Source organism: Siphonobacter sp. BAB-5405 (assembly GCF_002872335.1).
In the GTDB taxonomy this organism is placed as follows: Bacteria; Bacteroidota; Bacteroidia; order Cytophagales; family Spirosomataceae; genus Siphonobacter.
In genome coordinates this window covers 54,930-70,161 of record NZ_NJAG01000041.1, presented here as the reverse complement: position 1 = coordinate 70,161, position 15,232 = coordinate 54,930, and the positions used below count along the sequence as shown (strand labels likewise).

Sequence of the window (15,232 nt, the reverse complement as noted above, 5' to 3'; positions counted from 1 at the left end):
ACGTAGTGTCGGCTTTTGTTTTTAACCGATTTGTGCAGGTGTTTCAACGAAACTTTTTGGGCTCCAAAAGAGACCTGAATTGAGGTTTCAAACCAGTTGAGACCACTACTGACGTGTACCGAAATTTTGGCTTTATTGCCATTCAGACGATTATTACCGAGCTCATTAAAACCCAGAATGGTGATACCCCGACTCTGCCAGGCTTCAAAGGCCGATAGAAACCAGTCTTCTTCCAGAAAACGACTCTTATGCAGGAAAAAATAGTCGCGGGGCAACTCACCATTTTTGGGCATCTGTTCGTAAAAATCCGGATGTTGCTGAAGTAGCAGACTGATGAAATCGAGTTCTTCAGCGTCGTCCCGCTCGAGCGTAAAGGGAGCCCCCAGCGGATCGAGCGAATAAATTTGCCGTTTGGAAAGCACGGGTACTTCCACGGGGCCGTATTTCAGTACGGGTGTCAGGGAAATGAACGAATCCTTTTCCGAAAGGTAAAGCATCCACTGACGGGGCTGGTCGAAACCACTTTCCTCAATCTGTTCGGGCGTAGCGGGTTTGAGGTACGTATACGTCACCCGAATGTGGTTTTCCAGCCGAACCAGCACCTGCTGGCGGAATTCCTCGAACTTGGATTCGTGGAGTAACAGCCGGTACTGATTCAGTTTCAGGAAATTGAGCACCCGCAGTAAATCCGGGGAATCGATGAGGTGTAAGGTCTGATCCAGCAGGAAAAAATAATCGTACGCAATCGTAACCGTGGGTAACTCATACGGCTGGTCGTTTACCAGCAGTTGACCCAATACCTGATAGAACGACTCCCGCTGGTGTACCGTCAGGTGTAATTGCAGGGCCGACCGCTGGATGCGTACGGGCGTCAGCCCCTGAGCAATGATTTTTTCCGAGGATTGGGAAGGGTGATAATACACATCCAGCTCCAGCGGATTCTGGACCAGTGCTTTTAATGCTCCCAAATCAGCCAGTGCGTTTTTGGTTCGGTGCGGATTCTGAAAGCGGGTCAGAGCCGTATAGAATTTCAGCAGGTCAGTATCGTCGGTTTGCCAGACAAAATCCATGGGATTGATCGTCCGCAGGGGATTCTTGATTTTTCCCTCTTTCGTCGTGGCTGCTTCGTAGTATTCAATGAAAAAATGTTCGTAAAAACGATGCCGTCGAAACACGATAAACCGTTTCTGTGCATCGGGCTTGGGTAGGGGAGGCGTCCATTCGGTTCCCAGTTTTTCGTACTGCTGGGTCGCCTCCTCAATCGATACCAGCTCCTTTAGTTTAGGTTTTACCCGTACCGAATAATCCTGGTATTCGAGGTCGAAGTACTCATCCAGATTTGTTTCTTTCTCCAGACCGTACTCCTGAGCCGTTCGGTAAAAACGCTCGTACCGCATCTGACGGTCGAAGAAAATCCGTAGTTCCGGTCGCTGCATGAGGTTCAGCAACACTTGCGTCTGGTGCGGACACAACGAAGTGGTGGGTAATTGGCAGGCACAGCTTAGAATCAAATCCTGGTCCGTCTGCTCAACGCTCACCTGGGGGAAATACGTCAGCCGGGAAGCCGAAGTAAAGGTTCCTGAATTAACCGAAATCTCCCGCGGCTGAACGGGCGTATAGTCACGCTGGTTCGTGGGCAGTAGCTCCAGGGTATGGTGGGAAAGAAAGGTTTCCGTCAGCGTGGCAATGCTTACGCCCGGCAGGCGATACGGCGGCTTGCCAGCTTCCGGCAGTTCATAAGAATTTGGTAACATAGTGGGGTGGCCAGACTATCCTTCACGGGCGAATTCACGCCAAGATTAAGCGAAGATACGAACACTTTTTTCGACCCACTGCCTGAGAGCCCTGACATTGACTTTTCTTCGCTGTAGGAACAGATAATCAACTCATCTTCCGGATGATTTTAATGTAAAAAACGGGTCACGGAATTTAAAATATCCATAACCTCATCGCTAACGGTTCGGCTCCTGTACTGTTCTTTTTTTGCAGCCTCAAATCAAGCGGGTTCGTTTTCTGCTCTAAAATCTTTCCTCCTTATGAAACCAATTTTACCAAGCCGAAGGTACGGATGGATGCTCCGTTGTTTGGCTCTAGCTCTCTTGCTACTGGTAGGTCGAGACCCTTGGGCCCGACCTACGCGGATGCAGACGATTTCCGGTAAGGTGACCGACGAAAAAGGCGAAGCCATGGCCGGAGTGAGCGTACGCGAAAAAAATACCGTTCGCGGTACCATCACCGATGCCGCCGGACGGTATCAGCTTACCGTGACGGATGGAAACGCTGTACTGGTGTTTAGTTACGTGGGCTACCTCCCGCAGGAAGTGACCGTGGGTAAACAGAGTACCCTTGATCTGGCCTTGCAGGTGGATCCGAAAAATATGCAGGAGCTGGTCGTCGTGGGGTACGGTACGCAGAAAAAAGCCAACCTCACCGGAGCCGTATCGCAGGTAGGGGCCGAGACGCTGGAAAGCCGCCCGATTGCCAACATCAGTCAGGGTTTGCAGGGAGCTTTACCGGGGATGAACGTGACGTTTGGTGACGGACGGCCCGGTTCGGCTGGTACCATCAACATTCGTGGTTACGCCTCCATCAACAGTAGTACGGGCTCGCCGCTGATTTTGATTGACGGCGTACCGGGTTCACTCAACTCGATCAATCCCCGCGATGTCGAGAGTATTTCGGTACTGAAAGATGCGGCTTCGGCGTCGATCTACGGGGCTCGCGGAGCATTTGGTGTCGTACTCGTTACGACGAAAAAAGCCAAAGGCGGCCGGATGTCCGTGAATTACGGCACCAACTTCGGTTTTTCCACGCCCACGGTGCGTACGGATTTCATTACCGATGGCTACACTTCGGCCAAGCTTAACGACGATGCGTTTATTCGGGCGACGGGTAAATCCTATACAGGGTATACGGACGAAGATTACGAAGAACTTCGCAAACGCCAGACGGATCATTCCTTGCCTTCCGTGGTCGTTGACAACCGTAATGGCAAGGATATGTACATCTACTACGGCAATACGGACTGGTGGCGTACCATGTTTCGCGACTGGTCCCCTTCGATGGAGCACAACCTGAGTTTTAGCGGAGGCAATGATAAAACGGACTATCTGGTGTCGGGTCGGTATTATCAGAAACGGGGCGTGATGCGGGTGAATCAGGATATCTACAATGCCTACAACTTCCGGGCCAAACTCAACACAAAAGTTACCGACTGGTTTACGCTTAATACCAATACGCAGTTTAACGCCAATGATTACAGTTATCCGGGCTGGGGCGTAAACAACAACTTTGTCTCGGTAACGGTACACGCCCTGCCCTCGTACGTACCCGTGAATCCCGACGGTACGGCTACGTATCGGACCGAACTCAACAACTATACCATCGGGGACGGTATCTACGCCGACCTGTTACACGGCAAATCCAAGGGTAGTGAAAAACGCTTTGAACTGACGCAGACCATCGGCGGTACTTTGCAACTGGCCAAACACATGACGGCCGTGGGTTCCTACAGTTATACGCTTTCCAACGGGGTTTTCAACGTGAACCGAAGTGCCTGGGAAAGTGGCAATACCTTCCTGCGACGTACGCCCGCTCCATGGTCCATTTTTCCGGGTGTGATGAGTACGGTGGGCTACGATCAGCTGTCGGAAACGTCCAACCTGTCACAGTACCACGTGGTGAATGCGTATGCTACCTACGATAACACCTTTGGCGACCACGCCTTCAAGGCCATGGTAGGGTACAACCAGGAACTGTACCAGCAGAAAAGTCTGTCGGGCAACCGGAAAGACCTTTTGTCTCAGGATCTAAACGACGTAAACCTTGGTTCGGGGGCTCAGGAAATCAACGGTGGTCAGACCGAGTGGGCCTTGCTCGGCTACTTTGCCCGAATCAACTACGACTATCGCGGCAAGTATCTGCTTGAACTGAACGGTCGCTACGATGGTACGTCCCGATTCCGACCCAGTGATCGCTTTGGCTTTTTCCCTTCTGTATCAGCGGGATGGCGGGTGAGTGAGGAAAGCTTCTTCGAGCCGATGAAGTCCTTCGCCAATGAATTTAAAATCAGAGCGTCGTACGGATCACTGGGCAATCAGCAGGTGGCGAATTACGCCTATCTTTCGACGATGAGTCGGGGCACCTCGTCTTACCTGATGAACGGACAAAAACTGGAATTCCTGTCGGTTCCGGCACCCATATCCTCAAGCCTGACCTGGGAGAAAGCCACTTCCGCCGACGTTGGCGTGGACGTGGCTCTCCTTCGCAATAAGCTGAACGTTTCCTACGACTGGTACCGCCGGGCTACTACCCGAATGCTGACCAAGGGTCGGACGCTGCCCACGGTATTCGGAGCCACCGAGCCCCGCGAAAACGCCGCCGATTTATTAACCAAAGGATTTGAACTTTCCGTCAACTGGAAAGACCTCTTTACTGTCGGTGGAAAGCCGTTTTCCTACAACGTGGGCGTAGTACTGTCGGATTACAAAGCTGAAATCACCCGTTTCGATAACCCCACTCAATTACTGAATAGCAATTACGTAGGCCAGCAATTGGGTGAAATCTGGGGGTATACCATCGACGGTATGTTTAGTAGTGATGAAGAAGCCGCCGCCTGGCAGGCCGCCATTCCGTTGAGCAACTCAGTCGTACACAAGCAAATTTCGAGTGCTCCTGGCGAGTGGGGCAAGCTACGGGCCGGCGACTTACGATACGTGGACATCAACGGCGATGGCAAGATCAACGTTGGGGAGAATACCGTAGCCAACCACGGTGACCTCCAACGCATCGGGAATTCGCTGCCCCGGTATTCGTTCGGCGTGAATCTGGGAGCGAACTGGGGTAATTTCGACCTGTCCGCTTTCTTCCAGGGCATTGGTCGTCAGAACTGGTATCCGGGCAATAACGCGGATAAATTCTGGGGACCGTATTCGCGGCCGTACTATTCGTTCATTCCCAAAGATTTCGAATCGCAGATCTGGACGCCTGAAAACACGAACGCTTATCTGCCCGTCCTGCGGGGCTACACCGCCCTGAACGGCGGGGGCGATTTGCAAGCCGTGAACAACCGCTACCTGCAAAACCTGGCCTACGTACGCCTCAAGAACCTGACGCTGGGTTACTCCCTGCCCTCCACGCTGCTGCAACGCATCAAAATGGCCCGTTGCCGCATTTACGTGAGCGGTGAAAATATGGTTACCCTGACCAAACTGAAGACTTCCTACATCGATCCGGAGATGGCGGCTGCCGAGACCAACGGTCGCGTGTATCCCTTCAGCAAAGTGTATTCATTCGGTTTGGACATCTCTTTTTAATTGACTCTATTCATGAAAAGACTTATTCCTGTATTCGCTCTGGTTCTGATGGGACTGGCGGGCTGTAAAGGTTTTCTGGACCGCGAACCGCTGTCGGAGATCGCTCCTGATCAGTTTTTTACCAGCGAAAGCGATTTACGACTGTATACCAATTCGTTCTACAACGTGATTCCCTCGGCGGAAGACATCTATAACGAAGACATTGACAACATCGTCAAAACCACGTTACCCGATGCCGTAACGGGTCGCCGCACGGTGCCGACTTCCGGTGGGGGCTGGGACTGGGGCGAACTCCGGAAGATTAATTACTTCCTGGGAAATTACAACCGTCAGGGACTGAGTTCGGCAACGACCAACAAATACGTCGGACTGGCCAAGTTTTTCCGGGCCTGGTTTTACTTCAATAAAGTAGTGCGTTTTGGCGATGTGCCCTGGTACAACAGGGTCATTAATACGACCGACGAAGCGTATCTGACGCAGGCCCGCGATCCCCGGACGGTGGTCATGGATTCAGTACTGGCGGACATCAACGATGCCGTGGCCCGACTGGCTACGACCAAAGCCACGGAGGAGGTTACCAAATGGACGGCTTTGGCCCTAAAATCCCGGATTTGTCTGTTTGAAGGAACCTTCCGGAAATACCATACGGAATTCAACCTGCCCAATGCCGACAAATTTCTGAACGAAGCGGTAACGGCCTCCGAAGAACTAATGACGAAAAGCGGTTATCAGATCTATTCGACCAGTCCGGACCTGGCGTATCGTGATTTGTTTGCTTCGCTGAAAGCCAGTCCGGAGGAAGTGATTCTGGCTCGGAAGTTCAGCAGTGATTTGCAGGTTTTTCATAATGTCAACTATTACACGATTACGGCTTCGTACGGAAAACCCGGTCTGGAAAAACGGCTCGTGAACAGTTACCTGATGAAAGACGGCAGCCGGTTTACGGATAGACCCAATTACAACACCCTACCATTTTACGAAGAGATTCAGAACCGAGATCCCCGTCTGGCACAAACCATCCGCACGCCGGGTTATACCCGGATCGGCAATACGAACAAACTCGTACCGGACTTTGGAGCGACCGTAACGGGCTATCAGCTGACCAAATTTGTGACGGCCGAAACCGAGGATTCGTACAACAAATCGCTCAATGACATGCCTGTATTCCGGTACGCCGAAGTGCTACTCAATTACGCCGAAGCGAAAGCGGAACTGGGTACTTTGACGCAGAGTGATTTGGATAAATCAATTCAGCTCATTCGCAAACGCGTCGCCATGCCCGCCCTGGAACTGGCCAAAGCCAACGCCGATGTAGATCCTTACCTAGCGGCTCAGTACACCCACGTAAGCGGAGCGAACCGTGGGGTACTTCTGGAAATTCGCCGGGAACGCCGGATCGAGTTAGTGATGGAATCCTACCGCTGGAACGATCTGATGCGTTGGAAAGAAGGTCATCTGGTAGCTGATCAATTCAAGGGTATGTATTTTCCGGGCCTGGGTAAGTATGATCTGGATAATAACGGTACGACCGACGTGGTCATTTATGAAGGAACCAAACCCACCGAAAAGGGACCGCAGTACCTGAAACTGGGTTCGGAAGTGGTACTGGAAGGGGGTAAGAATGGAGGACTGGTACTAATTAATTCCAACCAGACCAAATCGTTTAATGAAAACCGGGATTACCTCTATCCCATCCCCATTCAGGAACGACTGCTCAATAAAAACTTAACGCAGAATCCCGGCTGGCAGGACGGTCTCTAGCGATTCTTCAAAAAATAGTACATTCACAACAGGTGTTGAGGTCCACTGACTCAAACACCTGTTTTTATCTCGAAACCTATGAAACGTTCTATCGCTTCCCGCCGGAAATTTCTTCAGCAGTCCTTAGCCCTAAGTGTTACAGGCCAGCTCTCCGTTTCCAACGCTAATGAGGCTCCCCGCCTGGCTTGTGAGCCGTATTTGCAGGATCCAAAACCAGACGCCATGACCATCCAATGGATTTGCGAACGACCGTCGTACAGCTGGGTGGAGTTTGGTACCACCGAACAATTAGGGCAGAAAGCTCATCGCGTGACCCACGGGCTGGTAGATTCGTACAACCGAATTAACCAGATTACGCTTCAGGATTTACAAGCTGGTACTACCTACTATTACCGGGTCTTTTCCCGAGAGATTACGGAATTCAAACCCTACAAATTAACCTACGGGGACACGGTTCAGAGCAAACTGTACCAATTTACAACGCCAGCTCAACAACCTACGCGGGTACGGGCTCTGATTTTGAATGACATTCACGACCGGCCCGAGTCTTTTGCCCAGTTACTAAAGCTCGATACGCACCCAGGCCGTGATTTTGTGTTTTTGAACGGTGATATTTTTGATTACCAAACGGATGAACAGCAGCTTATTGATCACTTGCTGAAACCCGCCACGGAGCAATTCGCCAGTCAGACGCCTTTTTACTACGTGCGGGGAAATCACGAAACACGGGGCAAATTCCGCCGCGAGTGGTTCGACTACTTCCGAAATCCGGAAGGAAAGCCGTACTTCGACTGGACCTGGGGGCCAGTGCATTTTATCGCTCTGGATACTGGGGAAGACAAACCCGATGCGGAACCTGTGTACGCCGGGCTGGTCGATTTCGATGCGTACCGGCAGGAACAGGCTCGCTGGCTGGAGCGGGTGATGCAGGGTTCTGCATTCAAAAAAGCGGCTTTTCGGGTCGTACTGATGCATATTCCGCCACAATACTCGGGCGACTGGCACGGGGCCACACACGTCAAACAGTTGTTTTCGCCTTTGTTTGATCGGTACAAAATCGATGTCACCATCAGCGGGCATACGCATACGTACGGGGTGCACTTACCCGTGAAAGGGCAGCATTCGTATCCGGTAGTGATTGGAGGCGGTCCGAAGGCGGGCAATCGTACCCTAATCCAGCTTAATGCCGATGCGAAAAACCTGTCTATTCGCCTGATCCGCGATGATGGACAGGAAGTGGGCACGTATACCAAGACAAGGTCTGGAAAATAACGTGCTTGAGCCTAAGACGTAACGGTTTCTTACTCCGTTGAGGCTATTCGTTGATGAAGGAAACCATTACGTCAGTTACCGAAAAAATGAACGTACCGATTAAACCGTTATTTAATTTTCTCGCAGCTGAAAGCGTCAAACAGCGTTTTATCAGTCCTTTTAATCATAAATATTTTAGGTCGAATCAAAATAAAATAAGAACTTTTTGGGATATTTTGCTTTTTATTTTTAAGAGATCATTTACCTAATTATCCGCCATGATCCAACCGGCAATCCCGAGTAATGAATCCGCTCGCTTAGCAGCTCTGGAAGAATATAAAATTATGGATTCCCTACCCGAAATGGCCTACGACGCCATTACGCGGCTGGCTTCCCAGATATGTGGTACCCCGATTAGTATGATTTCGCTCATTGACCGCACCCGGCACTGGGTCAAATCAAAAAAAGGTATTGAAGCTACTGAAATTCCGCGTGAGCTTTCGTTTTGTGCCCATGCTATTCTGGAGCCCGAAATTCCACTGATTGTGCCCGATATGCGGGAAGACGAACGTTTTCACGACCATCCGTTTACCTTAGGACAACCTGGTGTAATCTTCTATGCGGGAATTCCGCTGGTCAACCCGGACGGATACCCCTTGGGCTCCCTGTGTCTGATCGATGAAAAACCCAAGCAGCTCAGCGAAGATCAGCTACAAGCCCTCAAAGACCTCTCCTACCAGGTGGTCATGCTGCTGGAACTTCGCCGCAAACACTTTCAGGCCGAACGGGCCCGGGCCGAAGCCGAAGAAGCCCGTCAGGCCAAAGCCCGTTTCCTCTCCACCATGAGCCACGAAATCCGCAATGCCCTCAGCCCCATCATCGGCTCGGTGGGTTTGCTGGCTATGGAAGAAGACAGCCTGACCCCCTCCCAACGCGAGCTGATCGAGCTACTCGAATTCTCCTCCCAGACCCTGCATACGCTGCTCGACGAAGTGCTCGACTACGGCAAACTCGAAGCGGGCAAGGTCTATCTGGAAGAGATTCCCGTTGATCTCAGATCGCTGACGGAGAAAGTCATTCAGATTCATCAGCCCCTGGCCAGTAAAAAGCAGTTGCAGCTCGTTAAACAGGTGGATACGACTCTGCCCGAGAAGGTGCTCGGTGACCCCACCCGGCTCACGCAAATCCTGAGTAATCTGCTGACGAATGCCATCAAGTTTACCCAGCAGGGCAGCGTGAGCTTGAGCGTGGGACTTCTGGAGACGACGCCCGAGCGTTACCGGCTTCGCTTTGAAGTGCAGGATACGGGCATTGGCATTCCTGAGGAGTCGTTGAAGCAGATTTTTGAGGAGTACTCCCAGGCTTCACTCGACACGACCCGCAAGTTCAAGGGCACGGGACTGGGACTGGCCATTGTGCATTTATTGCTGAGTCTGCATCAGAGTCAGATTTTTGTGGAAAGTCAGCAGGGCCAGGGCTCCCGCTTCTACTTCGATATTGCCTTTCCTAAAACCGTTTAATTGTATTCGAAAAACGATACTACCATTGATAACCCGGAAGCTTTCGGGTTATTTTTTTATCCCCCAAACGGTTTATTCCCTTCATGCGGACTAATCTTTTCCCATCAAAATCGCATACGTAGTCGAAGGAGAAGTAGAAGCGATGTAAACTTCTTCTATTTTTGAAAACTTACTTCCAAAGGGAAGAAGCCTATACAATTTACTCGACCCTTGTTTTATGTCACGGCTGCTTGTTCTTCTGCTGTTATGCCTAGCAAACGTCGGTTTTAGTCAGGTTCGGCTAAACCGTTTATTCTCCGATCACGTCGTACTCCAACGCCAAAAACCGATTCCGGTCTGGGGCTGGGCCCAACCCAAAGAAACGGTTAAAGTGACGCTGGCTGGACAAACGCAATCCGTACGGGCGGCGGCTGACGGAAGCTGGAAAGTTCTTTTTAAGCCCCTGGAAGCGGGCGGGCCGCATACGCTGAGTGCCCAGGCCAAATCAGGCCGGATCGCAGTTAACGATGTATTGATTGGTGAAGTATGGCTGTGTTCGGGCCAGTCGAATATCGAATGGACCGTGGCCCAATCCAATCGGTTTGCCGAGGAAAAGAAAAACGCTGATTTTCCGCAGATTCGTCATTTCAAGGTTGAACACGAAGTTAGCCTAGAGCCAAAAACGGATCTTACCAAGGGAGAATGGCAAGTTAGCTCTCCCGAAACGGTGGGCGGTTTCACCGCCATTGGCTTTTTCTTCGCCCGTGAGTTGTACCAGAAACTGAAAGTCCCCATCGGTCTGGTTCACTCGTCCTGGGGCGGCTCTCAAATTGAAGGCTGGATCAGCAAGGAAGGGATGGCGGGTAATCCAGAATTTCAGGCCTACGCCCAGCGGTTGCCCAAGACCTGGGAAGAAGCTGATGCCCAACACGACCAGAAGCTAAGAAAACAATTGTTTAAGCGGGAAGGCGTACAACCCAGCCGGGCCGATGAGGAAGCCTATCTCAAACCCGGTTACGATTTCTCGTCCTGGCATAGTACCGACAATCCCATCGGGCAGTGGGACTGGAAAGGAATCTGGGCGTTTCGGGGGCAGGGCTATATGGCCCGCGTGATTGAGCTGCCTGCCGAGGCCCGTACGCAGGAAACAACGCTGGTGCTTGCGGAAAACGACAGTCCGAACGAAATGTACATTAACGGGACACTGGTTTCGAAAGGCGTGTTGAAGGGGGTACGTACCATCAAAATTCCGGCGGGCACCTGGAAGGAAGGAGCGAACCGCCTCGTTATCAAATTCGGTAATCTGGTCCACCTGCCCTGGTTCGGGCTTGGTCTGGAAGGATCAACCAATGATTTGTACGTTCAGGTGGGGAATCAGAAAATCAGCCTGTTTGATCACTGGAAACTGATGCCTTCGTTTGCCGAACCGCATACCTACGTTCATTTGAGTAACAACGTGGCGACGAGTTTATACAATGCCATGATTGCTCCGCTAGTACCTTTCGGCATGCGGGGAACGCTCTGGTATCAGGGTGAAACCAATGCGGGGCGGGCTTATCAGTATCGGGAAGCTTTTCCTTTGCTGATCACGGACTGGCGGAAGAAATGGCAGGATGAGTTCTCCTTCTATTTCGTCCAGCTTTCCAGTTATGGAGCCGAGCAAAACAGCAATCAGGGGAGTAACTGGGCTGAATTACGGGAAGCCCAGACGATGACGCTACGGCTGCCGAAAACAGGAATGGCCGTCACGACCGACGTGGGCAACCCTAAAGATATTCACCCCACCAATAAACAGGACGTAGGCCACCGTCTGGCAGCAGAGGCCCTGGTGCAGGACTTTAACCAGCCAGCCAATCCCCGTTCGCCGCTGTTTACCAACGTGCAGATGAACGGCAACCAGGCGGTTATTTCCTTCAAATACGCGGATTCAGGTCTAGAGGTGCGGGATAAATACGGGTATTTAAAAGGATTTGAAGTAGCCGGCGACGACCACGTATTCCATTACGCCAAAGCCGAGATCAAAGGTAACACGGTGGTAGTCAGCCACCCCAAAGGACAGAAAATCGCATCGGTTCGCTACGGCTGGGCGGATTCACCGGTGGATGCCAATCTGTATGGGGCCGATGGTTTCCCGGTAAGCCCCTTCCGGACGGATGACTGGCTGGGGGGTACGGTGAAAGCAAAGTTTGAATGATTGGGGCCGGATCAAAATCCGTTCCGATTCAACCGTTTTAAACCCAACTTCAGGAAATGGATCGAGCCTATGGCTCTGGGAAATTGCTACGGTTGGAAGTAAGAGCCGTAGGCTCGTCGTATTTTATAGGAACGGATTTTAATCCGTTCCCATTCTTAAGCAAAACTCCCGGTCGTTTCATACGACCGGGAGTTTTGCTTAAAGAAAGAAATCTCTGAAACCAACCGCTATTTCAATCCATACAATTGATTAAACAGCAGTTTGAAGGTACCCTGAGCCTGAGCCCGGAAGGTGATTTCAGGACCGAACGCATACAGCGTTCCTTTGCCTACCGGAGCTTCAAAGGCCGTTACGCCACCCTGAAGGTAGGATTGACCCCAGGCCCAGCCACTGCGGAGCGGCTTGTTGGAAGCAAACCAGGCCAGTGGTTTTACCGTACCCTTGGCAATAGCATCCGGAGCCAGATTAAATACCGGACTTGAATCAAAGTAGACATCCGAGAGGTTCGACATACCCCAGGTCGCCTGTTGGGTCGAATCCAGATTTACCTGAAGAATACTGCCAGGAATGAAGTATTTCTCGTTCGGTAGGGAACGCTCGGTTCCGCTGGCCGTCATTTCCACCAGGGCATTTTTTACGGGTAAATCCAGGTGATAGGCCAGGTTGGTACTGGTACCAATCGTTACTACTTTACCACCGTTTTCCAGGAATTTCTTGAGTTGCGGAATCGATTTCTCGGGCGTAATCCGACCCAGCGTCGAGCGGTATTCCGCCGGAATCTCGTCGGCTTTGGGTTCCCGCATCATGTAGCCACCGTATTCGCCAGCACCCGACGTCCGTACGGCCGGAATCGCCCGCGTTACGAAAATGATCACGTCATATTTCTTGTTCAGATCACCGCCGTCAATTTCCTGAGCGAAGAGTAACTTCATGGGGAAATGGTACTGCTCCATCATCCAGCGTACCCAGCCCGAAGGCATCGATCCGCCGTAGGTATCCCACAAGGCAATTCGCATGGGTGATACTTTCACTAACGAACCCGTTGGTTTCTTGCTAACCCCCTCTACGTCAAGGCCCAGGTCTTTTACCGACTTGTCCAGCAACTGCTTGGCTTTGGCCGAAGCCGGAACAAAGAAGGTACCCGCTTCTTTACCCGAAATACCCTGTGGCAAACGATACACCTCAACCCCGGCCTGTAACAAATCATTAACGGCGATGAATGAATAGTTCTCCTTCGCACTCAGGGTATAACCCGCCGCCGCCGAAGCTGCCAGCTTACCTGGAGCTTTCACTAACTCACCGTAGGGCAGAGCTTTAAAAGGTCCGTCGAATCCGTCCAGAATCCGATCAAATTTAATACCCATTTGAAAGGCCAATGTCCAGCCCGCTGCATCGTAGGGACGGATCGGAGGGCCACCGGGGTACTGGAAATCATTGGGGTGATCCTGCGGCTCGAACATATCCAGCACGTGCGGACGGAACGACTGAGCCGTCTTCACAATGTACGAACCCGCCGGGTATTTCTTACCCGCAACCGTAAAGTCAGCCGTAGCCTGATGAATCTGAATACCCGTACGAATTAACGCATTGACAAACGTCGTGGCATTGGAAAAACCTTCCTGATCGGCGGGGATAATAAAGCCACGGGGATCGCGAAGCGTTGGGTTTTTAAAGATGTTATCGTAGTATTTCATCGGTACGCCGCCTTCCGAACGCCCTTCCCGACCTTCGGAACGACCACCTTCTTTTTTCTGATCGGCCTGATACGCCTGCGTCAGGGCATCTACGCGTTTGGGCAACAGCGACCAGTAGTCCTTACTACCCCGATCGATGGAGTTTTTGCCCATTTTGTAAATGTTGTACAAAAGCTCATCGGCGTGTCGCGAAGCGTAATCCAGTACGGCGTAGTTCAACGAAACTGAATAATCAATTGATTGCTTGAAGTGCCATTTTTGCGGTGTAACGGGCAGAGGCGTATTGCCATTCGGAATCAGACGATTGGGTACCAACGGGACTTCCGCTGGTGTTGGGTTACCGATCATTTCCGTCAGCAGACCAATCATATTGTGGAAGTGCGTCGTTGTCCGTAGACCGCCGTTGTACCAGGTCGAAAACACCGATCCGCCGAGACGCGTAAATCCGGGTTTATCTTCCACGTTCAGCCGGTTAATCATCGAAGCTCCTACGGCGTCGATCCCCGTAATCATCAGCGGATCAAAAACGTAGTTGAAGGGATCACGGTACGGAGGTCCCGCCACGACCGCACCTGCCGGGGCCGTCTGGTGGTGGTTGTACATGATTTGCGGGATCCATTCCACAAACAACTGCCGACCAATGTTCTGCGATTCTTTCATGTTTTGAATGAAGAAATCGCGGTTGTTATCGTGACCTACGTACTTCTGATACAGCCGGGGCAAGCCGCTTTGCGAGCGTTTCTCGGGGGATTTTTCCCGCATGTACCAGTTGCCCACCAGTTCATGGCCATCGGGATTGGCGTGTGTGAGGAGGATCACGGTTTTATCCAGAATCCGCATCGTTTCGGGATCTTTCCGATTGACGAGGTTCCAGGCCGTTTCGATGAGTTGCATCGTACCCACGGTTTCCGTTGAGTGAAGTCCGCCATCAATCCAGACCACGGCTTTTCCTTCGTTTGCCAACGCATGAGCCTGCTCTTCGTTCAGACCTTCGGCCCGGGCCATCTTCGTAGAGATTTCCTTGTACCGATCCAGTTTTTTCAGGTTTTCCGGCGACGAAACGATCAGCATATACTGATGCCGACCTTCTTCAGTCATTCCAATGTCGACGAGTTTAACCCGATCCGAGGCAGCTAGTTTTTTGAAGTACGCTTCGGTTTGGGTGTAGTTCGACAGGTGGTAGTCATCGCCAATCGTGAAGCCGAAATGCTCTTTGGGCGAAGGAATGGTTTGTGCCTGAGCGAGCGTGACCGCCAGTAAAAATGCACTACCCAGTAAAAATTTACGGATCATAGATGAAAAGGAATGTTGGGAAAAAAGCAATGGGAAAGGAATTCGTCAGCAAACCGTACAAAAGTTCGTTTTTTTACTATTCGCCAAAGAAAGATTGGTTAGAATCCCGTTTTGCCCAAGACAAGATAGGGCTTCGGTAGCGTTAGGCAAGCGAAATACGCCAAACCGCTTTATTGTATCTACTAAATCCCGGTTTTGAGGGGTTGTATCCGGACTTTGAAAAGC

6 protein-coding genes and 1 pseudogene are annotated in these 15,232 nt (G+C 51.4%); 5 read left to right on the top strand and 2 right to left on the bottom strand.

Going from position 1 to position 15,232, the window contains the following annotated elements; genetic code table 11:
* Positions 1-1,754 (bottom strand): annotated as a pseudogene (locus BWI97_RS21440) (ATP-dependent helicase); the annotation flags it as partial.
* Between the two features lie 330 nt (positions 1,755-2,084).
* Here BWI97_RS21440 and BWI97_RS21435 point away from each other — a divergent pair.
* The 5 genes from BWI97_RS21435 (at position 2,085) to BWI97_RS21410 (ending at position 12,020) form a co-directional block, all read left to right on the top strand.
* Positions 2,085-5,315: a TonB-dependent receptor gene (locus BWI97_RS21435; RefSeq protein WP_233207939.1), complete on the top strand. Its 3,231-nt coding sequence runs from the start codon at positions 2,085-2,087 to the stop codon at positions 5,313-5,315.
* A gap of 12 nt (positions 5,316-5,327) precedes the next feature.
* Positions 5,328-7,076, top strand: coding sequence for a RagB/SusD family nutrient uptake outer membrane protein (locus BWI97_RS21430; RefSeq protein ID WP_102202741.1), 1,749 nt, complete (start codon positions 5,328-5,330; stop codon positions 7,074-7,076).
* 78 nt (positions 7,077-7,154) lie between these two features.
* Positions 7,155-8,348 carry an FN3 domain-containing metallophosphoesterase family protein gene (locus tag BWI97_RS21425; protein ID WP_102202738.1) on the top strand — a complete coding sequence of 398 codons (1,194 nt, stop codon included), beginning with the start codon at positions 7,155-7,157 and terminating at the stop codon, positions 8,346-8,348.
* Between the two features lie 257 nt (positions 8,349-8,605).
* Positions 8,606-9,847, top strand: a complete 1,242-nt coding sequence (locus BWI97_RS21415; RefSeq protein ID WP_102202736.1) for a GAF domain-containing protein — start codon at positions 8,606-8,608, stop codon at positions 9,845-9,847.
* Positions 9,848-10,064: 217 nt separating this feature from the next.
* Complete coding sequence (locus tag BWI97_RS21410) at positions 10,065-12,020, top strand: sialate O-acetylesterase (RefSeq protein ID WP_102202735.1); 1,956 nt, start codon at positions 10,065-10,067, stop codon at positions 12,018-12,020.
* A gap of 227 nt (positions 12,021-12,247) precedes the next feature.
* Here the strand turns inward: BWI97_RS21410 and BWI97_RS21405 are convergent, their stop codons facing one another.
* Positions 12,248-15,007 (bottom strand): M14 metallopeptidase family protein, encoded by a 2,760-nt coding sequence (locus tag BWI97_RS21405; RefSeq protein WP_102202734.1) that lies wholly within the window; start codon positions 15,005-15,007, stop codon positions 12,248-12,250.
* Positions 15,008-15,232: the final 225 nt, after the last annotated feature.

Excerpts from the sequence above, each read along its gene's own strand:
- BWI97_RS21425 (WP_102202738.1), top strand. The coding sequence starts at position 7,155 with ATGAAACGTTCTATCGCTTCCCGCCGGAAATTTCTTCAGCAGTCCTTA.
- BWI97_RS21415 (WP_102202736.1), top strand. The coding sequence starts at position 8,606 with ATGATCCAACCGGCAATCCCGAGTAATGAATCCGCTCGCTTAGCAGCT.
- BWI97_RS21410 (WP_102202735.1), top strand. The coding sequence starts at position 10,065 with ATGTCACGGCTGCTTGTTCTTCTGCTGTTATGCCTAGCAAACGTCGGT.
- BWI97_RS21430 (WP_102202741.1), top strand. The coding sequence starts at position 5,328 with ATGAAAAGACTTATTCCTGTATTCGCTCTGGTTCTGATGGGACTGGCG.
- BWI97_RS21405 (WP_102202734.1), bottom strand. The coding sequence starts at position 15,007 with ATGATCCGTAAATTTTTACTGGGTAGTGCATTTTTACTGGCGGTCACG.